This window comes from Rhodoplanes sp. P11 (assembly GCF_964266735.1).
In the GTDB taxonomy this organism is placed as follows: Bacteria; Pseudomonadota; Alphaproteobacteria; order Rhizobiales; family Xanthobacteraceae; genus Rhodoplanes; species Rhodoplanes serenus.
This window is the reverse complement of the sequence record NZ_CAXWGY010000012.1, coordinates 355,875-375,000: the sequence shown is the minus strand read 5'-3', so window position 1 is coordinate 375,000 and position 19,126 is coordinate 355,875. Positions and strand designations below refer to the sequence as shown.

The 19,126-nt window shown below is 70.8% G+C and carries 18 protein-coding genes, 2 rRNA genes and 1 other RNA gene (1 of these 21 running past the window's edge); 10 read left to right on the top strand and 11 right to left on the bottom strand.

Features of this window, described 5'->3' with window-relative positions:
- Nucleotides 1-690, top strand: a 23S ribosomal RNA gene (locus tag ACFQUV_RS10970); it begins 2,123 nt to the left of the window's first position.
- 132 nt (nt 691-822) lie between these two features.
- Nucleotides 823-937: ribosomal RNA gene (gene rrf, locus ACFQUV_RS10965) — 5S ribosomal RNA — on the top strand.
- A 441-nt stretch (nt 938-1,378) separates the two neighbouring features.
- On the opposite strand, the gene ACFQUV_RS10960 is transcribed toward rrf, so the two are convergent.
- The 10 genes from ACFQUV_RS10960 to tkt all read right to left on the bottom strand — a co-directional run bounded on the left by ACFQUV_RS10960 (nt 1,379) and on the right by tkt (nt 12,893).
- Nucleotides 1,379-1,885 (bottom strand): GNAT family N-acetyltransferase, encoded by a 507-nt coding sequence (locus ACFQUV_RS10960; RefSeq protein ID WP_129608737.1) that lies wholly within the window; start codon nt 1,883-1,885, stop codon nt 1,379-1,381.
- Nucleotides 1,882-2,913 carry a peptidoglycan -binding protein gene (locus ACFQUV_RS10955; RefSeq protein ID WP_129608738.1) on the bottom strand — a complete coding sequence of 344 codons (1,032 nt, stop codon included), beginning with the start codon at nt 2,911-2,913 and terminating at the stop codon, nt 1,882-1,884. The genes ACFQUV_RS10960 and ACFQUV_RS10955 overlap by 4 nt, the downstream gene beginning before the upstream one ends.
- 15 nt (nt 2,914-2,928) lie before the next feature.
- Nucleotides 2,929-3,939, bottom strand: a complete 1,011-nt coding sequence (locus tag ACFQUV_RS10950; RefSeq protein ID WP_129608739.1) for a flagellar motor protein MotA — start codon at nt 3,937-3,939, stop codon at nt 2,929-2,931.
- Nucleotides 3,940-4,062: 123 nt separating this feature from the next.
- Nucleotides 4,063-4,860: an inositol monophosphatase family protein gene (locus tag ACFQUV_RS10945; RefSeq protein WP_129608740.1), complete on the bottom strand. Its 798-nt coding sequence runs from the start codon at nt 4,858-4,860 to the stop codon at nt 4,063-4,065.
- A 165-nt stretch (nt 4,861-5,025) separates the two neighbouring features.
- Nucleotides 5,026-6,111, bottom strand: a complete 1,086-nt coding sequence (locus ACFQUV_RS10940; RefSeq protein ID WP_378394802.1) for a tetratricopeptide repeat protein — start codon at nt 6,109-6,111, stop codon at nt 5,026-5,028.
- Nucleotides 6,108-6,752: a thiamine phosphate synthase gene (locus ACFQUV_RS10935; protein WP_129611377.1), complete on the bottom strand. Its 645-nt coding sequence runs from the start codon at nt 6,750-6,752 to the stop codon at nt 6,108-6,110. Before ACFQUV_RS10935 ends, ACFQUV_RS10940 begins: the two co-directional genes overlap by 4 nt.
- A gap of 370 nt (nt 6,753-7,122) precedes the next feature.
- Nucleotides 7,123-8,208, bottom strand: coding sequence for a class II fructose-bisphosphate aldolase (gene fba / locus ACFQUV_RS10930; RefSeq protein ID WP_111385790.1), 1,086 nt, complete (start codon nt 8,206-8,208; stop codon nt 7,123-7,125).
- 12 nt (nt 8,209-8,220) lie between these two features.
- Nucleotides 8,221-9,417, bottom strand: a complete 1,197-nt coding sequence (locus tag ACFQUV_RS10925; protein WP_129611376.1) for a phosphoglycerate kinase — start codon at nt 9,415-9,417, stop codon at nt 8,221-8,223.
- A 283-nt stretch (nt 9,418-9,700) separates the two neighbouring features.
- Nucleotides 9,701-10,708, bottom strand: a complete 1,008-nt coding sequence (gap, locus tag ACFQUV_RS10920; RefSeq protein ID WP_111385792.1) for a type I glyceraldehyde-3-phosphate dehydrogenase — start codon at nt 10,706-10,708, stop codon at nt 9,701-9,703.
- Nucleotides 10,709-10,889: 181 nt separating this feature from the next.
- Entirely contained in the window at nt 10,890-12,893 is a 2,004-nt protein-coding gene (tkt, locus tag ACFQUV_RS10915; RefSeq protein ID WP_371851748.1) for a transketolase, read from the bottom strand.
- 399 nt (nt 12,894-13,292) lie between these two features.
- Here tkt and ACFQUV_RS10910 point away from each other — a divergent pair, with 399 nt between their 5' ends.
- The 6 genes from ACFQUV_RS10910 to ACFQUV_RS10885 all read left to right on the top strand — a co-directional run bounded on the left by ACFQUV_RS10910 (nt 13,293) and on the right by ACFQUV_RS10885 (nt 16,902).
- Nucleotides 13,293-13,613 (top strand): DUF4164 family protein, encoded by a 321-nt coding sequence (locus ACFQUV_RS10910; RefSeq protein WP_207211603.1) that lies wholly within the window; start codon nt 13,293-13,295, stop codon nt 13,611-13,613.
- 84 nt (nt 13,614-13,697) lie between these two features.
- Complete coding sequence (locus tag ACFQUV_RS10905; protein ID WP_111385795.1) at nt 13,698-14,084, top strand: cell division protein ZapA; 387 nt, start codon at nt 13,698-13,700, stop codon at nt 14,082-14,084.
- Nucleotides 14,085-14,208: 124 nt separating this feature from the next.
- A non-coding RNA gene (ssrS, locus tag ACFQUV_RS10900) (6S RNA) lies at nt 14,209-14,368 on the top strand.
- A 119-nt stretch (nt 14,369-14,487) separates the two neighbouring features.
- Complete coding sequence (locus ACFQUV_RS10895; RefSeq protein ID WP_129611374.1) at nt 14,488-15,084, top strand: 5-formyltetrahydrofolate cyclo-ligase; 597 nt, start codon at nt 14,488-14,490, stop codon at nt 15,082-15,084.
- A 19-nt stretch (nt 15,085-15,103) separates the two neighbouring features.
- Entirely contained in the window at nt 15,104-15,925 is an 822-nt protein-coding gene (locus ACFQUV_RS10890; protein WP_111385797.1) for a TIGR00282 family metallophosphoesterase, read from the top strand.
- Between the two features lie 230 nt (nt 15,926-16,155).
- Entirely contained in the window at nt 16,156-16,902 is a 747-nt protein-coding gene (locus tag ACFQUV_RS10885) for a YebC/PmpR family DNA-binding transcriptional regulator (protein WP_111385798.1), read from the top strand.
- 61 nt (nt 16,903-16,963) lie between these two features.
- Here ACFQUV_RS10885 and scpB read toward each other — a convergent pair whose 3' ends face one another.
- A complete protein-coding gene (gene scpB, locus ACFQUV_RS10880; RefSeq protein WP_129611373.1) occupies nt 16,964-17,743 on the bottom strand; it encodes a methylmalonyl-CoA decarboxylase in 780 nt (259 codons plus the stop codon).
- A 163-nt stretch (nt 17,744-17,906) separates the two neighbouring features.
- Between scpB and ruvC the strand changes: the two genes are divergently transcribed.
- Both ruvC and ruvA read left to right on the top strand, forming a co-directional pair.
- The gene (gene ruvC, locus ACFQUV_RS10875; RefSeq protein WP_129611372.1) at nt 17,907-18,428 is read left to right on the top strand and encodes a crossover junction endodeoxyribonuclease RuvC; all 522 of its coding nucleotides are present in this window, start codon (nt 17,907-17,909) and stop codon (nt 18,426-18,428) included.
- Between the two features lie 73 nt (nt 18,429-18,501).
- On the top strand, nt 18,502-19,119 hold the full coding sequence (gene ruvA / locus ACFQUV_RS10870) for a Holliday junction branch migration protein RuvA (RefSeq protein ID WP_129611371.1): 618 nt from the start codon (nt 18,502-18,504) through the stop codon (nt 19,117-19,119).
- Nucleotides 19,120-19,126: the final 7 nt, after the last annotated feature.

The following is a 19,126-nucleotide window of genomic DNA, read 5'->3' as shown; positions in this document are numbered from 1 at the left end:
AACCGCGTCCCGTCATCCGGGGCCGGGACAGTGCATGGTGGGCAGTTTGACTGGGGCGGTCGCCTCCCAAAGAGTAACGGAGGCGCGCGATGGTGGGCTCAGAGCGGTCGGAAATCGCTCGTTGAGTGCAATGGCATAAGCCTGCCTGACTGCGAGACCTACAAGTCGAGCAGAGACGAAAGTCGGTCATAGTGATCCGGTGGTCCCGTGTGGATGGGCCATCGCTCAACGGATAAAAGGTACTCTGGGGATAACAGGCTGATGACGCCCAAGAGTCCATATCGACGGCGTCGTTTGGCACCTCGATGTCGGCTCATCACATCCTGGGGCTGGAGCAGGTCCCAAGGGTTCGGCTGTTCGCCGATTAAAGTGGTACGTGAGCTGGGTTCAGAACGTCGTGAGACAGTTCGGTCCCTATCTGCCGTGGGTGTCGGAGATTTGAGAGGATCTGTCCCTAGTACGAGAGGACCGGGATGGACGTACCTCTGGTGGAGCTGTTGTGGCGCCAGCCGCAGTGCAGCGTAGCTACGTACGGACGGGATAACCGCTGAAGGCATCTAAGCGGGAAACCCACCTCAAAACGAGATCTCCCTCGAGAGCCGTGGAAGACGACCACGTTGATAGGCTGGATGTGTAAGCGCAGCAATGCGTTGAGCTTACCAGTACTAATCGCTCGATTGGCTTGATCGCTCTCATTACTCAATGCCCGTCTGCCTCGACAGAGGCGGCGTGCAGCAGTGATCGACGAAAGACCGACTGCGCCGGCGTCCCCATCGTGGGGTGCTCGCGCAGGATACAGCTTGCTTCACCGTTCTTGGCCGGCCTGGTGGTTCCAGCGGGGGGCCTGTACCCGATCCCATCTCGAACTCGGCCGTAAAACTCCCCAGCGCCGATGGTACTAAGTCTCAAGACTTGGAAGAGTAGGTCGCTGCCAGGCCTGCCAAGAGCGTTCCTCTTCACGACAACGACTTCGAAAAGCCCGCTCGTCAGAGCGGGCTTTTTTCATTGTCGGGCCGCGACATGCAGTGCTCCCGCGCCCCCTTCCCTCTGCGCGCGACGGTTTTCGAGTGCCGACGTTGCAGGCTCGGCGTACGGCCGAGCGCGGCAGCGAGGGCACGCCGCGATCACGACAATCCGCCCAGGTCCGCGCGTCTGGTGCGCGACTCGTCGCAGCATCTGGGGCTGGCCCGCCGCGCCCGACTCGCAGGCGGCGGATCGGAGGGCCGCCACGCAGCATGCGTGCCCCGATCGGGGCATCCTGACGAGCAGGCACGGCGCCGAGACATCACGAGCCGATGCTTGCGTCCCCCGGCAGACCGATCGGAGCCCACGGTCCGTCGTGCAAATCCGACTTGCCCGGCAAGCCGGCGTGGGTGCCCTACGGCCGCCAGCACATCATGAACACCGGCGACTGCGAGCGCGGGTTGACGTCCTCGCCGCCGATGAAGAAGCCCTGCTTCTCGTAGAAGCGGATGGCGCGCGCATTGTCTTTGTTGACGTGCAGCGCGATGCCGGTGGGCGCGATGCGCTTGGCCTCGTCGAGCAGCAGGATGGCGACCTCCGTGCCCCACGCCTCCGGCGCCACCACGATCTGGTCGAGATAGCCGCTCTCCTCGATGGTGACGAAGCCGAGGATCTCGCCCTTCACCTCCACCACCACGACGGCCGCCATCGGCACCAGCTCGGTGCGCCAGCGCTCGCGCCACCAGGCGACGCGCGCCGCGAAGTCGTGGCGCGGATAGGCGGTCTGCCAGGTGCGCCGCCACAGCTCGATCACCGCCTCCTCGTCGCTGCGCTCGTAGGGGCGCACCTGGGGCCTGGCGGAAGGTTCATCCCCGGCCGCGATCGCGGCGGTGACTTCGGGGTCGGGTTCGGTCGTGGTCATCGCTCGGTCAGCTTCAGCTCGAGACGGCGGTTGCGCTGGAACGCCTCCTCGGTGCGGTCCGGATCGAGCGGCTGGAACTCGCCGAAGCCGGCGGCCACCAGCCGCTGCGGCGAGACGCCCTTGCCGATCAGATACTGGACCACCGAGATGGCGCGCGCCGCCGACAGCGCCCAGTTGTTGGGGAACTGCGGGCTGGCGATCGGCCGGATGTCGGTGTGGCCGTCGACCCGCATCACCCACGGGATCTCCGGCGGGATCTGCTTCTCCAGGTCGGCCAGCGCTGCGGCGAGCTTGTCCAGCTCGATCCGGCCCTCCGGGCGCAGCGCCGCCTGGCCCGAGTCGAAGAACACCTCGGCCTGGAACACGAAGCGGTCGCCGACGATGCGCACGTCCGGCCGGTTGCCGAGGATTGCCCGCAGCCGGCCGAAGAAGTCGGAGCGGTAACGCGACAGCTCCTGCACGCGCTGCGCCAGCGCCACGTTGAGGCGCTGGCCCAGATCGGCGATGCGGGCCTGGGCGTCCTTGTCCTTCTTGTCGGAGGCGTCGAGCGCCTGCTCTAGAGCACCGAGCTGGCGCCGCAGCGCGGCGATCTGCTGATTCAGCAGCTCGACCTGGGCGAGCGCCCGGGCGGTCGCCCGCTTCTCCAGATCGAGGGCGCCGGACAGCTCCGAGATGCGGCCCTGGGCGGCGCCAAGCTGGTCCTGGGCGCCGGGGCCGGAACCGCCGGCGCGCAGCCGGTCGCGCTCGCTCTCGGCACCCGCGAGGCTGGCGGTGAGGCGCGCGATCTCCTGCTCGAGCCCGGCCTTGCCGCTCTTCTCCAGCGACAGAAGGTCGGTGAGCTGGGCGATCTGGGCGTTGAGCCGCTGCAACGCCGTGTCCTTGCCGGCGACCTCCTGGGACAGGAAGAACTGCACCACCACGAACACGGTGAGCAGGAAGATGATGCCGAGCAGCAGCGTCGACAGGGCGTCGACGAAGCCCGGCCAGTAGTCGATGGTGCGGTCGCGGCGGAAGCGGGAGAGCGCCATGGCGGGGGCTTTCCGTCAGGTCTTCTCGCGCTGGCGGGCGAGCACCTGGAGCAGCCGCTGCACCTCGGCCTGCTGCTCGGCCTGCGCCTCGACCCAGTCGCGGATGATCTGCTGCTCTTGGCGCATGTGCTGGACCAGCGCCTGGATGCCCTCGGCGAGATTGGCCATCGCATGGGTCGCGGCCTTGTTGGCGCCGGCCTCTGCGATGGCGTCCTGAAGGCGGTCGAGGGCGGCCCGCATCTCGCCGCCCATGGCGGCCTGCACGGCGGCGCCGCCCGCCGACCCGGCGACGCCGCCGAGCTCACGCACCGAGGTCGACAGCCAGTCCTCCACCTCGGTGTAGAAGCGGTTCTGGGCCTGGCTCGCCTGGAGATCGAGGAAGCCGAGCACCAGCGAGCCGGCGAGGCCGAACAGCGACGACGAGAACGAGATCCCCATGCCGCCGAGCGGCGCCGCCAGGCCCTCCTTGAGGGCGTCGAACATGGCGGAGGCGTCGCCGCCGACCTTGAGCCCCTCGATCACCTTGCCGACCGAGCCGACCGTCTCGATCAGGCCCCAGAAGGTGCCGAGCAGGCCGAGGAAGACCAGGAGGCCGGTCATGTAGCGGGCGGTGTCGCGCGCCTCGTCGAGCCGCATGGCGAGCGAATCGAGGATGCTGCGCATCGTCTGGGTCGACAGCGCGATGCCGCCGGCGCCGGTCCGCTCGCCCAGGATCGCCGCCATCGGGGCGAGCAGCGAGGGCGGCCGCTCGACCGCCAGGCCCGGATCGGCGAGGCGGAAGCCGTTGACCCAGGCGACCTCGGGGAACAGCCGCACCACCTGGCGGAAGGCGAGAACGACGCCGATCAGCAGCACTCCGACGATCAGCCCGTTGAGGCCCGGATTGGCCAGGAAGGCCGACCAGATCGGCCGGTGCAGCACCACCACCAGGAGGGCGCCGAGCACCAGGAAGACCAGCATCCTGAACAGGTAGATGCGGGGCGAGGAGACCTTGAACGGATCGATGTCGCGCTCGGACTTGGCCATGGTGATTCCGCCGGATCGGGTCGGTCCCACTATGGCACACCCGCGCCGTGAGTTTAACGCGCCGCATCACGGCCGGGCCGGGTGATGCACCGGCGATCGGGACCGGCCGCGGCCGGCCGCCCGTCAGGATCGGCCGGCGGCCTTGAGCAAGCCGACGATCTCGCGCTGCATGGTCTCGTTGCCGCCGACGATGCTGCGCCGCGCCAGCATGGCGTCGCCGCCATCGCAGTCGCTGACGAAGCCGCCCGCCTCTCGGATCATCAGGATGCCGGCCGCCATGTCCCACGGCGACAGGTCGCGCTCCCAGAAGGCGTCGAAGCGGCCGGCCGCCACCCAGGCGAGATCCAGCGAGGCGGCACCGAACCGGCGCAGCCCCGCCACCTTCTCCTGCACTACCGCGAACTCCTTGCGGAACAGGGCGAGGTCGCCGCGGCCGAGATGCGGCAGCCCGCAGGCGATCACCGCGTCGGCGAGACGGCGGCGGCCGGCCACCCGCAGGCGCTGGCCGTCCATGAAGGCGCCCTTGCCGCGCTCGGCGACGAACAGCTCGTCGTTGGCCGGGTTGTAGACCACCCCGGCCACGATGGTGCCTTCGCGCTCCAGCGCGATCGAGATGGCGAACTGCGGAATGCCGTGCAGGAAGTTGGTGGTGCCGTCGAGCGGGTCGACGATCCAGGTGTGGGAGGCGTCGCTGCCGGCCTGGAGGCCGCCCTCCTCGCCGAGAAAGCCGTAGCCGGGGCGCGCCCGCATCAGCTCGGCCTTGAGGGTCTCCTCGGCCTTGCGGTCCGCCGCGGTGACGAAGTTGGCCGGTCCCTTGAGGGACACCTGGAGGTGCTCCACCTCGCCGAAATCGCGTTTCAGGGCGCGGCCGGCCTTGCGGGCGGCGCCCACCATGACGTTGAGCAGAGCGGAGTGAAGCATCGTTTCCACACGCGGCAGGGCCGGGCATCGCGCCGGCCATCCACGCCTTCGGTCGGTGATCGTTCGAATGCCCGTGCCGACGGGCGGACGGGACGGGTTCGGAAGCTCGGTCCGGGTCTTACACGCTGGCGGCCCGGCGATCCACCCCGGTGCCGCGCGCGCCCCTCACGACCGCGACTGCCGCAGCATCTCGAGCCAGCCCTGGGCGGCCTTCTCGGCGTTCTGGCGCACCTCGGGGGTCTGCTTCTGGGCGTAGTCTTCCATGAACGGGTCGCCGGCGCCGCCCGCCTTGGCGACCAGGTGCCACTTCACCGCCTCCACCGGATCGGCGGTGAGGCCGCGGCCGGCGCTGAGCAGGCGAGCCAGGCGGTTCTGGGCGACGGCGTTGCCGCGCATCGCGGCGCGGCGGAACCAGATGGCGGCGCGGGCCTCGTCCTTCGTCACGCCGGTGCCGTTGAACAGCGCGATGGCGTACTCGACCTGGGCGTCGACGATGCCGGCGACGGCGGCGCGCTCCAGCAGGCGGGCGGCCTCGGCCGGGTTCTGCGGCACCCCGCGGCCCTCCTTGTGGAGCACCGCCAGGGCGTACTGGGCCTCGGCGCTGCCGGCCGCCGCGGCGGTGCGGAACAGCTCGGCGGCCCGGCCCAGGTCCTGCGGGAAGAGCTGGCCCTCGACATAGAACAAGCCGAGATCATAGGCGGCGGCCGCATGGCCGAGCTTGGCGGCGGCGGCGAGCAGCCGGGCGGCCTCGCCCAGGTCCTTGGGGCCGGCGCGGCCGCCGAGCCGGAACATCGCGAGCGCGAACATCGCCTCGCGGTCGCCGCGGCCGGCCGCGAACGCATACCACTCGGCCGCCTTCTGGTCGTTCTGCGGGACGCCGAGCCCGGCCGCATAGAGCTCGCCCAGGAGCGTCATGGCGCGGACGTCGCCGGCCTCGACCCGCTTGGTGGCCTCGTGAAAGGCGGTGAGAAAGTAGCCGCGCTGGAATGCCCCGAAGGCGACGTCGGGCTCCGCCCCGCCGGGGCGGGCCGGTGCGGCCGCGCCGGTGGCCGGCTTGGCGGGAGCGCCGGCGGGGGGCTTGGCGGCCGGGGCCGTGGGCTTCGGCGGGGACGCGGCCGGCCGTGAAGGCGCCGGGCCAGGCGCGGGGGTGGCGGGCTGCTGGGCCGCGAGCGGCGCCATCGTCGCCAGCAGGAGGCCGGCCACGAGCGCCGCAGCCGGGGTGTGGCCGGCGATCCGGCGGCGCGCCGTCACGGCGCCGTCTCCGCGGCGGCGGCCAGGCGCCGGACGGCGTCGCGCAGCACCGCGGCGGGATCGCCGGCGCCGTCCAGCACGCTGTCCGGCACGGCGACGAAGTCGGCTCCGGCCGCCGCGAGTGCGGCGATGTCGTCGAGCGTCGGGGCAAAGCCGACGCAGGGCGTCTCGAACACCTCGGCCCACCAGCCGACCCGCTCGACGGTGACCTCGAACGGGGGCGGCCGGCCGTCGGCGCCGGGCTCGCCGAACATCACGTAGTCGGCCCCCGCCTCGGCCGCCTCCATGGCGTCGTGGCGGGTCCGCAGGGCGCCGGCGCCGGCGATCAGGGCCGGCCGGAGGGCCGGCAGCGCCGCCCGCAGGGCGGCCTCGCCGGACAGATGGGCGCCGTCGGCGCCGCCCCGGGCGACGATCTCGGGCCGGTCCTCGACCAGCACCGCGATGCCGCGGCGCTGGGCCACCGGGGCGATCGCCTTGACGGCGTTGATGGCGTCGCGCTCGGCCGGGTGCGCCGTCAGGCGCAGCAGCACGGCGGCGACGTCGACCTCGGCGGCGAGCGCCGCATCGAGGCGCGCCGCGGTGGCGGCGGGCGACGCGACGGGCATCACGAGATAGAGGCGCTGGCGGTCAGGGTCCGGCATGGTGCTCGGGATTGCGGGGCGATCGGGGCAAAAGCGGGGCCGAGCAGACCCCGCCGGATTGCGGAACCGGAATGGTCTTTACTCGGCCATGGATCAGCGCGGCGCTGCCGCGGATCGCGGCCGGCTCTCTCCGCGCGTGCGGCTGGAGCATTCTTCGACGACGTCGACTTCGGTTCGCCGTCGAAAATGCGATCACGCAAGGACTTCTGGAGCGGAGTCCGATCCCGTTGGATGGGATTCCGCTCCGAGCGATGCATCTATCCCCAAGCAATGCACACATCGCGCGCCATGCCCGAGAGCGTCATGCGCGGGCTCGACCATTGCGCGGCCTCCCCCCGCAAGCGGGAGAAGGCAGCTTCCGCGTCCCGGATCACTCCGCCGCGGCGGCGTGGCCGACCACCGGGTCGAGCTTGCCGGCGGCGTACAGCTTGGCCATCTCGGCCACCGGCACCACCCGCTTGATCTTCGACGCCTGGCCGGCGGTGTTGAACTCCTGGAGGCGCTGCTTGCACAGCTTGGTCATCGCCTCCATGGCGGGCTTCAGGTACTTGCGCGGATCGAACTCGCTCGGGTGCTCGGTGAGCACCTTGCGGATCTGGCCGGTCATCGCCATCCGGTTGTCGGTGTCGATGTTGATCTTGCGCACGCCATTCTTGATGCCGCGCTGGATCTCCTCGACCGGCACGCCCCAGGTCGGCTTCATCTGGCCGCCGTACTGGTTGATGATGTCCTGGAGATCCTGCGGCACCGACGAGGAGCCGTGCATCACCAGATGGGTGTTGGGCAGCAGGCGGTGGATCTCCTCGATCACATGCATCGCGAGGATGTCGCCGTCCGGCTTGCGGGTGAATTTGTAGGCGCCGTGCGAGGTGCCCATGGCGATCGCCAGCGCGTCCACCTTGGTCTCGACGACGAACTTCAGCGCCTCCTGCGGATTGGTGAGGAGCTGGTCGTGGCTGAGCTTGCCCTCGGCGCCGTGGCCGTCCTCCTTGTCGCCCATGCCGGTCTCCAGCGAGCCGAGCACGCCCAGCTCGCCCTCGACCGAGATGCCGCCGAGATGCGCCATGTCGACGACCTTCTTGGTGACGCCGACGTTATAGGCCCAGTCACCTGGCGTCTTGCCGTCCTCCTTGAGCGAGCCGTCCATCATCACCGAGGTGAAGCCGGCCTGGATGGCGGTCATGCAGGTGGCCGGGCCGTTGCCGTGATCGAGATGCACGCACACCGGGATGTGCGGGTAGATCTCGGTCACCGCATCCATCATGTGCTTGAGCATGATGTCGTTGGCGTAGGAGCGGGCGCCGCGCGACGCCTGGATGATCACCGGAGCGTCGACCGCGCTGGCCGCCTCCATGATCGCCAGCGCCTGCTCCATGTTGTTGATGTTGAAGGCAGGCACGCCGTAGTCGTGCTCGGCCGCGTGGTCGAGGAGCTGCCTGAGTGTGATTCTGGCCATCGTCGTCTCCCGTCACTTCGTCTTGAGAATGTCGACGCCCGGCAGGGCCTTGCCCTCGAGCCATTCGAGGAAGGCACCGCCGGCCGTCGAGATGTAGGTGAATCGATCCGCCGCGCCGGCGTGATTGAGCGCCGCCACGGTGTCGCCGCCGCCCGCCACGGTGACCAGCTTGCCGGCCGCCGTCAGCTCCGCCGCCGCCTCCGCCACCGTCACGGTGCCGGTGTCGAACGGGGTCAGCTCGAAGGCGCCGAACGGGCCGTTCCACAGCACCGTCTTCAGCCGCTCCAGCTCCGACACGACGTGCTCGACCGAGCGCGGGCCGATGTCGAGAATCATCTCGTTCGGGCCGACATCGTCGAGGCCGGCCACCCGCGACGGGGCGTTGGCCGCGAACGTCTCGGCCACCACCGCGTCCACCGGCAGCAGGATCTGCTTTCCGCTCGCCGTCGCCTTGGCGAGGATGTCGTTGGCGGTCGGGATCAGATCGGGCTCGCACAGCGACTTGCCGACCGGGTGGCCCTGCGCGGCCAGGAACGTGTTGGCCATGCCGCCGCCGATGATCAGCACGTCGACCTTGTCGAGCAGATTGCCGAGCAGATCGAGCTTGCCCGACACCTTGGCGCCGCCGACCACCGCGGCGACCGGCCGCTTGGGCTGCTCCAGCGCCTTGGTCAGCGCCTCCAGCTCCGCCTGCATGCTGCGGCCCGCATAGGCCGGGAGCACATGGCCGAGCCCTTCGGTCGAGGCGTGGGCGCGGTGCGCCGCCGAGAAGGCGTCGTTGACCCAGACGTCGCCGAGCTGCGCCAGCTGTTTCACGAAGGCCGGGTCGTTCTTCTCCTCTTCCTTGTGGAAGCGGGTGTTCTCCAGGCACAGCACGTCGCCCGGCTTCATGGCGGCGACCGCCTGCTCGGCGACGGCGCCGATGCAGTCCGCCGCGAAGCCGACCGGCCGGCCGATCACCTCGCCGACCGCCTGCGCCACCGGGGCGAGCGAGTACTTGGGATCGGGACCGCCCTTGGGGCGGCCGAAATGCGACAGCAGGATCACCTTGGCGCCCTTGTCGGCGAGCTCGGTGATGGTCGGCGCCGCCCGCTCGATGCGGGTGACGTCGGTGACCTTGCCGTTCTCGGTGGGCACGTTGAGATCGAGGCGGACGAGGACGCGCTTGTCCTTCACGTCGGCCTGGTCGAGGGTGCGGAATGCGGTCATGAAATCCTCAGCCGGACAATGGGGCGGACGACGGCACGGCCGTCAGGGATACGGCCGTCGGGGATGACGACGGCGCGGCCGTCCCGGGTGATGGCGGGCGCTGCCGGCCGCCGGAAACGGAACGGGGACGGCGCGCGCCGTCCCCGTTGTCTCGTTCGATGCGGCCCTTCGATGCGGCTCGGCGCTGCGCCGGCGGCGCGATGCGACCGGACGGCACACGGCGGACGCGGCGGCGTGCCGCACATCCGCTGAGTGCTGCCGTCCGGCATGCGGGCCATCGTGATCAGATCAGCTTCGCCATCGCGATGGTGGTGTCGAGCATCCGGTTGGAGAAGCCCCACTCGTTGTCGTACCACGACATCACCCGCACCAGCGTGCCGTCCATGACCTTGGTCTGGTCCATGTGGAACACCGAGGAGTGCGGATCGTGGTTGAAGTCGGACGACACGTTCGGCTGCACCGTGTAGCCGAGAATGCCCTTCAGCTCCTGCTCGGCGGCGCGCTTGATCGCCTCGTTGATCTCCTCCTTCGAGGTCGCGCGCTTGGCGACGAACTTGAAGTCGACGACCGAGACGTTGGGGGTCGGCACCCGGATGGCGACGCCGTCCAGCTTGCCCTTCAGCTCGGGCAGCACCAGGCCGACCGCCTTGGCGGCGCCGGTGGAGGTCGGGATCATCGACAGCGCGGCGGCGCGGGCGCGGTAGAGGTCCTTGTGGACCTGATCGAGCGACGGCTGATCGTTGGTGTAGGAGTGGATGGTGGTCATGAAGCCCTTGTCGATGCCGATGGCATCGTTGAGGACCTTGGCGACCGGGCCGAGGCAGTTGGTGGTGCAGGAGGCGTTGGAGACGACCAGGTGGTCCTTGGTCAGCTTGTCGTGGTTGACGCCGTAGACCACCGTCAGGTCGGCGCCGTCCGACGGGGCCGAGACCAGCACCCGCTTGGCGCCGGCATCGAGATGCACCTTGGCCTTGTCCTTGGCGGTGAAGATGCCGGTGCACTCCATCACCACGTCGACGCCGAGCTCCTTCCACGGCAACTGGGTCGGGTCGCGCTGCGCCGTCACCTTGATCTTGCCGTGGCCGACGTCGATGGAGTCGCCCTCGACCTTCACGTCCCCCGGGTAGCGCCCGTGCACGGAGTCGAAGCGCAGCAAGTGCGCGTTGGTCTCGACCGGCGCCAGATCGTTGATCGCCACGAACTCGATGTCCTTGCGGCCCGCTTCCGCGGCAGCCCGCAGGACGTTCCGCCCGATCCGACCGAAACCATTGATTGCCACCCGAACAGCCATGCTCGTCTCCCTTCCATGCCCACCGGCGCAGCCCGGCGGGCTGCGCGTCCTGTCGATCCGAATTCGATCTCGTCCGCCTTGATGGAGATCGGATCTATCCGATCCGCCTGGCGGTTCTGTTACACGTCGCGCAGTCTATCCTGCGTCGTCCATACCGTGCGCCGTCCACACCGTGCGAAGCCTATCCCTGGCGGAGTCGCTCCGCGGCAATCTCGGCCACCCGCTCCGGCGTGATGCCGAAGTGGCGATAGAGGTCCGGGGCGGGGGCACTGGCGCCGAAGCCGGTCATCCCGACGAAAGCCGCGTCGGACCCGACGATCGCGTCCCACCCCTGGCGGATCGCCGCCTCGACCGCCACCCGAACGGGTGCGGTGCCCAGCACAGCCTGCCGCCTTTCCTGCGGCGCGTCAAAGAACAGTTCGAAGCAGGGCACCGAGACGACGCGCGCCGCAATGCCGCGCTCGGCCAGCAGCCGGCGCGCCGCCGCCGCGATCGCCACCTCCGAGCCGGAGGCGAACAGCGACACCTGCGCGTCGCCCCCCTCGGCCGGCAGCAGCTCGTAGGCGCCCCCGGCGCAGGCGTTGCCGGGCGCCGTCGCGTCGCGGAGCTGCGGCAGGTTCTGGCGCGACAGCGCCAGCACGCTCGGCCGGTGCGCGGCGGCGAGCGCCAGCGCCCAGCATTCGGCGGTCTCCACCGCGTCGCAGGGGCGGAACACCATCAGGTTCGGGATCGCCCGCAGCGCCGCCAGGTGCTCGACCGGCTGGTGCGTCGGGCCGTCTTCGCCGAGGCCGATGGAGTCATGCGTCATCACATGCACGACGCGGCGGCCCATCAGGGCGGCGAGGCGGATCGACGGCCGGCAATAGTCCGAGAACACCAGGAAGGTTCCGGAGTACGGAACAATGCCGCCGTGCAGCGCCATGCCGTTCATGGCCGCCGCCATGCCGTGCTCGCGGATGCCGTAATGGATGAAGCGGCCGGCCGGGGTCTCGGGCGAGAAGGCCGGCATGCCCTTGGGCCGGGTGTTGTTGGAGCCGGTGAGGTCGGCCGAGCCGCCGATCAGCTCCGGCAGCGCCGGCACCAGGGTCTCCAGCGCGAACTCCGAGGAGGCCCGGGTGGCGCGGTCCTTGGGATCGGCCGCGAGGCGCTGCTTGATGGCGGCGAGGGCGGCATCGAGCCGCTCGGCCGGGACGAGGCCGGCGGCCCGGCGCTCGAACTCGGCGCGCTCCTCCGCCGTCCGTGCCGCGAGCCGCGCCTGCCAGGCGGCGCGCGCCTCCCGCGAGCGGGCCCCCGCGGCCCGCCAGGCGGCCAGGACGTCGTCCGGGATCACGAAGGGCGGCGCCGTCCAGCCGAGCGCCCGGCGGGCGCCGGCGATCTCCTCGGGTCCGAGCGGCGCGCCGTGCGACTTCTCCGAGCCGGCCTTGGTGGGCGCCCCGAACGCGATGGTGGTCTTGCAGGCGATCAGGCTCGGCCGGTCGCTCTGCTGCGCCGCCTCGATAGCGGCCAGGATCGCGGCGGGGTCGTGCCCGTCGACCCGGCAGGCGGCCCAGCCGCACGCCTCGAAGCGCTTCACCTGGTCGACCGAGTCGGCGAGCCGCAGCGGGCCGTCGATCGAGATGCCGTTGTCGTCGAACAGCACGATCAGCTTCGACAGCTTCAGGTGGCCGGCGAGCGCGATCGCCTCCTGGCTGATGCCCTCCATCAGGTCGCCGTCGGAGGCCAGCACATAGGTGCGGTGGTCGACGAGGTCCGACCCGAAGGTCGCGGCGAGATGGCGCTCGGCGATCGCCATGCCGACCGCGGTGGCGATGCCCTGGCCGAGCGGCCCCGTGGTGGTCTCCACCCCCTCGGTCATCTCGGCTTCGGGGTGGCCGGGGGTGCGCGAGCCGAGCTGCCGGAACCGCTCGATCTCGGCCATCGTCATCTGCGGAAAGCCGGTCAGGTGCAGGAGCGCGTAGAGCAGCATCGAGCCGTGCCCGGCCGACAGCACGAAGCGGTCGCGGTCGAACCAGTGCGGATCGGCGGGATCGAACTTCAGCACCCGGCCGAACAGCACGGTGGCGATGTCGGCCGCTCCCATGGGAAGGCCGGGATGGCCCGACTTGGCCTTCTCGACGGCATCCATGGCGAGCGCCCGGACGGCATTCGCCATCCGGTCGTGTTCGGGGTGGGCGAGCGGAGAAATGATCGGCCTCCTGGGTCAAATGCCGAGGGGCGGCGTCCGCCGTGGTGCGCCTGAGGGAGCCTGACGACATGTCGGGGGACGGGCGGACGTCGGGACGGAGCGGCCGAGAGCCTCGTCGCGCGAGGCTGTCCCGGACCTGATAGGCATGTGGGGATCGGCTGTCAACGCGGCGCCGGATCGCCGGAGGCGGCCGCCGGCGCATTGACGCGATGCTGCGAAAGACCGTAAGCTCCGGCGCCCATGTCCCTGCCGCCACAGGGTTTCGGCGCCGTGTCGGGTTGTCGGAGCGGGATCGTCGCACGGGACAGTCGGAACGGGGACGAGCGAGGGGCCATGTCCGAGGCGAGGTCCGAGGCGACAGGGTCCGAGGTAGCGAGATCCGACGTGGCAAAGCCCGAGATGGCCAAATCCGAGATGGGACGAGCCGACTCGGCCGCCGTCGAGGCGGCCAGCACCCGGCTTCAACGGGCGCTCGCGGCTCTGGAGGAGGCGGTCGAGCGCCGGCGCGAGCTGGAGCGTGGCCGCGGCGCGCTGGCCGACCAGGTCCACACCATCGGGCTCGACCGGGCGCGGCTCGCCGATGCGCTCGATCGCGAGGCAGCGCGGGCCGAGCGGCTCGACACCGTGAACCGGGAGGTGGCGGACCGGCTCGATCAGGCCATCGCCACGGTGCGGACCGTGCTGGCGGGCGCGGCGGAGACACCCGGCGGCGCCGGGTGAGGATGGCGCGACGCGAGCGGCACCGCGGCGTCGGGACGTGCGTCGGAACGATGACGTCGGAAGGGGACGGAGCAGTCGGCGGCGATGCCTCATGTGAGCGTGACCATCAACGGCCGGCAGTACCGCATGGCCTGCGACGACGGGCAGGAGCACCATCTGGCCCGGCTGGCGCACGACCTCGACCAGCGCATCACCCGGCTGCGCACCAATTTCGGCGAGATCGGCGACATGCGGCTGACCGTGATGGCGGCGCTGCTGATCGCCGACGAGCTGTCCGAGGTGTCGCAGCGGGTCCGCCAGTTCGAGGACGAGCTGGCGCGCTTGCAGCAGGACCGCAAGGCCGCCGGCGAGCGCAGCCAGGCCACCACGGCGGCGATCGCGGCGGCGCTCGATTCGGCGGCCGAGCGGATCGAGCGGGTGACCCGCAGCCTCAACCTCGCGGCCGACGGCCACGACGTGCCGGCCGGCTGATGCCGGCGACCCCGGCCGTGACGCCGGGACGGCGGCCGGCCGGGCCGCCATCGGGCCCGCATGACGCCCATTCGTCCGCGCATCATGGGTGGCGGAACGACGACGGAATGGTTACATCGAGACTGCGGGGCTGCGGGGTTCGTCAGGGGTCTTTAATCCCCGGGGCCTTATCGATCCTGACGGGAGCTGTCCCTGACCGGGTCCGTGGACCCGGACATATGGCGCCCACCTACCATGGTAGGGAACCCGGGATCGTGCACTCCAACGGCTCAGGCGGCTCCGCGCTTCTCTCTCGCTCGATCTCTCGCCCGGCCGGTTGCCGGCCGTTCGCCGATGGAACCGTCGGCCCGGCGGCGGCGCGCTGGGGCGCGGCCGACGCCCCGCACCGGAGCCGTGCCGGCCGATGACCATCCCCTCCGATCCCGCTCCTTCCGATCACTCCGACAAGGACGCGCTGCGGCGCGCCACGCTCGCTCGCCGCGATGCGTTGCCGGCCGATGTGCGGGTGGCGGCGGCCGCGGCGATCGCGGCACGGCCGCTGCCGGTGCCGGTCACGGCGGGCGCGGTGGTGGCGGGCTACATGGCGATCCGCAGCGAGATCGATCCGGCGCCGCTGATGCGGAGCTTCGTCGAGCACGGCTGCGCGCTGGCGCTGCCCGTGGTGGTCGGCCGTGACGCCCCGCTGATGTTTCGGGCTTGGGCGCCCGGCGTGCCGCTGGTGTCGGCCCCGTTCGGCCTCCTGGAGCCGGCCGCCGAGGCCCCCGTGGTGGTGCCCGACATCCTCTTGGTGCCGCTCGCCTGCTTCGACCGCACCGGCCACCGCATCGGCTATGGGGCCGGCCACTACGACCGCACCCTCGCGACGCTGCGGGCGACGCGCCCGGTGGTCGCCGTCGGGCTCGCCTTCGCGGCGCAGGAGATCGCTCGCGTTCCGGCGACGGCCTGGGACGCGCGGCTCGATCTCGTGCTAACCGAGTCCGAGGTGATCGATTGTCGTTAGCTCGTTCGGGGGCGGGTGCGTGCGAATTCTCTTCATCGGCGACGTCGTCGGCCGCAGCGGCCGCAGCATCGTGCTGGAGCGGCTGCCCGGGCTGATCGGGGACTGGTCACTCGACTTCGTGGTGGTCAACGGCGAGAACGCCGCCGGCGGCTTCGGCATCACCGAGCTGATCTATCACGACCTGCTGGCCGCCGGCGCCGACGCCGTCACGCTCGGCAACCACTCGTGGGACCAGCGCGAGGCGCTGGTGTTCATCGACCGGGCCGAGCGGCTGGTGCGGCCGGTCAACTATCCGCCCGGCACGCCGGGGCGCGGTGCCGCGCTGCTGGAGGCCCGCAACGGCGCGCGGGTGCTGGTCACCAACGCCATGGGGCGGGTGTTCATGGAGCCGCTCGACGATCCCTTCGCGGCGGTGGAGCGCGAGCTCGCCGCCTGCCCGCTGCGCGATGCCGCCGATGCCGTCGTGGTGGACTTCCACGCCGAGACGACGAGCGAGAAGCAGGCCATGGGCCACTTTCTCGACGGCAAGGCGAGCCTGGTGGTCGGCACCCACACCCATGCGCCGACCGCCGATCATCAGATCCTGCCGCACGGCACCGCCTTCCAGAGCGATGTCGGGATGACGGGCGACTACAATTCGGTGATCGGCATGGCCAAGGACGAGCCGCTCAACCGCTTCCTGCGCCGCATTCCGGGCAGCCGTTTCGAGCCGGCCGCGGGACCCGCCACCCTGTGCGGCCTGGCGGTGGAGACCGACGACCGCACCGGCCTCGCCGTCCGGGTGGCGGCGGTGCGGATCGGCGGCGTGCTGGAGCCGGCCGTCCCCGCCTTCTGGAGCTGATCCGGCCGGCCGGTCGTGCCCGGTCGCTCCGCCGGCCACCCTCTCCGGAGGGCGTTTCCATCCGGACCGGCGGGACGCGGCCCGCCCTTGCGTCCCCGCGGTGGGTGTGGAATCTCCCGCCGCACCTCGTTATAAGAGGCGTCTCAACGAGATCCCGAGAGGTCGACGCGCCACCGCCGGCAGTTGCGGTGTGTGCCCGCAGACCCGACCGAGCCCGACAGGACCAGCCCATGGCCGGACATTCGCAATTCAAGAACATCATGCATCGCAAGGGCCGGCAGGACGCGATGAAGTCCAAGCTGTTCGGCAAGCTGGCCCGCGAGATCACGGTGGCGGCCAAGCTCGGCACCCCCGATCCGGCCATGAACCCGCGCCTGCGCGCCGCCATCATCGCGGCCCGCGCCGAGAACATGCCGAAGGACAATATCGAGCGCGCCATCAAGAAGGCGGCCGGCAACGACGCCGAGACCTATGACGAGATGCGCTACGAGGGCTACGGCCCGGGCGGCGTCGCCGTCATCGTCGAGGTGCTGACCGACAACCGCAACCGCACCGCCTCCGACGTGCGCTCCTACTTCACCAAGTCGGGCGGCAACCTGGCCGAGACCGGGGCGGTGTCGTTCATGTTCGATCGCGTCGGGGTGATCGAGTTCGGTCCCGACGTGGCCTCCGCCGACGCCATGCTGGAGGCGGCCATCGAGGCCGGCGCCGACGACGTCGCCTCCGACCAGGACGGCCACGAGATCTACGCCTCTCAGGAGACCTACCGGGAGGTCGCCAAGGCGCTGGAGCAGACGTTCGGCGAGCCCAGGAAGGCCGCGCTGGTGTGGAAGCCGCAGAACTCGGTGGCGGTCGACGACGAGCAGGCCGAGAAGCTGTTCAAGCTGATCGAGAGCCTGGAGGAGCACGACGACGTGCAGCACGTCTACGCCAACTTCGAGGTCTCCGAGGCCGCGATGGCCAAGATGGGGACGTGAGCCCGGACCCTGTCCGACGCGAAGCCGCGCAATCGCATCGATTGCGCCGCGGTCGTGACTCTCACATCCCCTCGAACCGCGGCTTGCGCTTCTCCTTGAAGGCGCGCAGTCCCTCCTGGTAGTCGCGGCTGTCGTAGACGACGCGGCGCAGCCCCTGCAACCGTTCGAAGCCCTCCGGGCTGACCGGGTGGGCGGCTTCGAGGATGCGGAGCTGCTCCTTCATCACCGACACCGCGAGCGGCGCGTTGGCGACGATGTCGCGGGCGATCCCGTAGGTGACGCTCTCCAGCTCCTCGATCGGAACGAGGTGGTTGACCATGCCGAGATCGAACGCGCGGGCGGCGTCGACCGGCTTGGCCGTGAATGCCATCTCGCGCACCGTGCAGGCGGGCGCCGCGTTGAGGAAGGTGAGCATGCCGGAGATGTTGTAGGGCACGCTCAGCTTGGCCGGCGTGATGGCGAAGCTCGCCGTCGGGGCGATCACGATGATGTCGCAGGCCAGCACCACCTCGCAGGCGCCGCCCCACACGCCGCCCTCCACCATGGCGATCACCGGCATCGGGAACCGGGCGATCTCGCGCACCAGATGGCGCACCGGGTCGTCCCAGCCGAGCGGGTCGCGATGGCCCTCGGGCAGCTCGGCGATGTTGAAGCCGGCCGACCAAACCTTGACGCCGGGCCGCGCCCGGATCACCACGGCGCGCAGATTTTCGACGCGAAACATCGCGAGCGCGGCGCAGATCTCGCCGATCAGCTCGCTCGACAGCGCGTTGCGCTTGGCCGCATGGTCGAGCACGATGGTGCCGATCAGGCCATCCCGCGCGGTTTCGATCAGGGCCATGGTGTCCTCCGGGCGGTCGCATGGCGACCCGCACCAGTACCCGATTCGGCGCGGGGCCGGCGAGGGCGGCTGGCCGCAGCCGGCGGTCCCCGGTCCGGGTGTCGCCCGGGGACGCTGCCGGGCGGCGGTCGCTTTCGGCGCGGCCTGGCATTAGAACTGGCCCATGCGTGCCACGATTCGCATTCTGGGGATCGACCCCGGGCTTCGCCGCACCGGCTGGGGCGTCATCGACGTCGACGGCAACCGCCTCGGCTTCGTGGCCTGTGGCGCGGTGGCGAGCGACGACCGGGCGCCGCTGGGCGAGCGGCTGGTGGCGATCCACGCCGGTCTCACCCGCGTGGTCGAGACCTACGCGCCGGCCGAGGCGGCCGTGGAGGCGACCTTCGTCAACAAGGATGCCGCCGCCACCCTCAAGCTCGGCCAGGCGCGCGGTGTCGCCCTGCTGGTGCCGGCACTCGCCGGCCTGGCGGTCGCCGAATATGCGCCGACCCTGATCAAGAAGACCGTGGTGGGGACCGGCCAGGGCGACAAGGCGCAGATCCGCATGATGGTCCAGGTCCTGCTGCCGAAGGCGGCGCCCGACACCCACGACGCCGCCGATGCGCTCGCCATCGCGGTCTGCCACGCCCATCACCGCACCAGCGCGGTTCTGCGCGCGACGCTCGCCAAGGTGGCCGGAGCATGAGCCGTCCCCTCCGCGATCCCGAACGGGTCGGAGACCGGGTCTCCGCGCCGCCGCATTCGACAGGCGCTCCCCCATGATCGGCAAGCTCAAGGGCGTGGTCGACTCCTACGGCGAGGACTGCGTCGTCATCGACGTCCACGGCGTCGGCTATGTGGTCCACTGCTCGACCCGCACCCTCCAGGCGCTGCCGGCGGTGGGCGAGCTTGCGACGCTCTCGATCGAGACCCATGTGCGGGAGGATCAGATCCGCCTGTTCGGCTTCCAGTCCGATGTCGAGCGCGAATGGTTCCGCCTGTTGCAGACCGTCCAGGGGGTGGGCACCAAGGTGGCGCTCGCGGTGCTCTCGACCCTGCCGCCCGCCGATCTCGCCAATGCGGTCGCCCTGCGCGACAAGGCCATGGTGGCGCGCGCCCCCGGCGTCGGCCCCAAGGTCGCCGAGCGCATCGTCACCGAGCTGAAGGACAAGGCGCCCGCCTATGCGGACATCGATCCGGCGGTGGCGCGGCTGTCGGGCGCGGTCGAGGACCGGCGAGCCCCGCAGGCGGTGGCCGACGCCGTGTCGGCGCTGGTCAATCTCGGCTACGGCCAGCCGCAGGCCGCCGCCGCGGTCGCTGCCGCCGTGAAGAGCGCCGGCGACGGCGCCGATGCCGCCAAGCTGATCCGGCTGGGGCTGAAGGAGCTCGCCAGATGACGGATGC

Bases quoted from the DNA above. Each gene is read 5' to 3' on its own strand.
- ACFQUV_RS10960 (WP_129608737.1), bottom strand. From the start codon at position 1,885: ATGACCACGACCGAACCCGACCCCGAAGTCACCGCCGCGATCGCGGCC.
- ACFQUV_RS10955 (WP_129608738.1), bottom strand. From the start codon at position 2,913: ATGGCGCTCTCCCGCTTCCGCCGCGACCGCACCATCGACTACTGGCCG.
- ACFQUV_RS10950 (WP_129608739.1), bottom strand. From the start codon at position 3,939: ATGGCCAAGTCCGAGCGCGACATCGATCCGTTCAAGGTCTCCTCGCCC.
- ACFQUV_RS10945 (WP_129608740.1), bottom strand. From the start codon at position 4,860: ATGCTTCACTCCGCTCTGCTCAACGTCATGGTGGGCGCCGCCCGCAAG.
- ACFQUV_RS10935 (WP_129611377.1), bottom strand. From the start codon at position 6,752: ATGCCGGACCCTGACCGCCAGCGCCTCTATCTCGTGATGCCCGTCGCG.
- fba (WP_111385790.1), bottom strand. From the start codon at position 8,208: ATGGCCAGAATCACACTCAGGCAGCTCCTCGACCACGCGGCCGAGCAC.
- ACFQUV_RS10925 (WP_129611376.1), bottom strand. From the start codon at position 9,417: ATGACCGCATTCCGCACCCTCGACCAGGCCGACGTGAAGGACAAGCGC.
- gap (WP_111385792.1), bottom strand. From the start codon at position 10,708: ATGGCTGTTCGGGTGGCAATCAATGGTTTCGGTCGGATCGGGCGGAAC.
- ACFQUV_RS10910 (WP_207211603.1), top strand. From the start codon at position 13,293: ATGGCCAAATCCGAGATGGGACGAGCCGACTCGGCCGCCGTCGAGGCG.
- ACFQUV_RS10905 (WP_111385795.1), top strand. From the start codon at position 13,698: ATGCCTCATGTGAGCGTGACCATCAACGGCCGGCAGTACCGCATGGCC.
- ACFQUV_RS10895 (WP_129611374.1), top strand. From the start codon at position 14,488: ATGACCATCCCCTCCGATCCCGCTCCTTCCGATCACTCCGACAAGGAC.
- ACFQUV_RS10885 (WP_111385798.1), top strand. From the start codon at position 16,156: ATGGCCGGACATTCGCAATTCAAGAACATCATGCATCGCAAGGGCCGG.
- scpB (WP_129611373.1), bottom strand. From the start codon at position 17,743: ATGGCCCTGATCGAAACCGCGCGGGATGGCCTGATCGGCACCATCGTG.
- ruvC (WP_129611372.1), top strand. From the start codon at position 17,907: ATGCGTGCCACGATTCGCATTCTGGGGATCGACCCCGGGCTTCGCCGC.
- ruvA (WP_129611371.1), top strand. From the start codon at position 18,502: ATGATCGGCAAGCTCAAGGGCGTGGTCGACTCCTACGGCGAGGACTGC.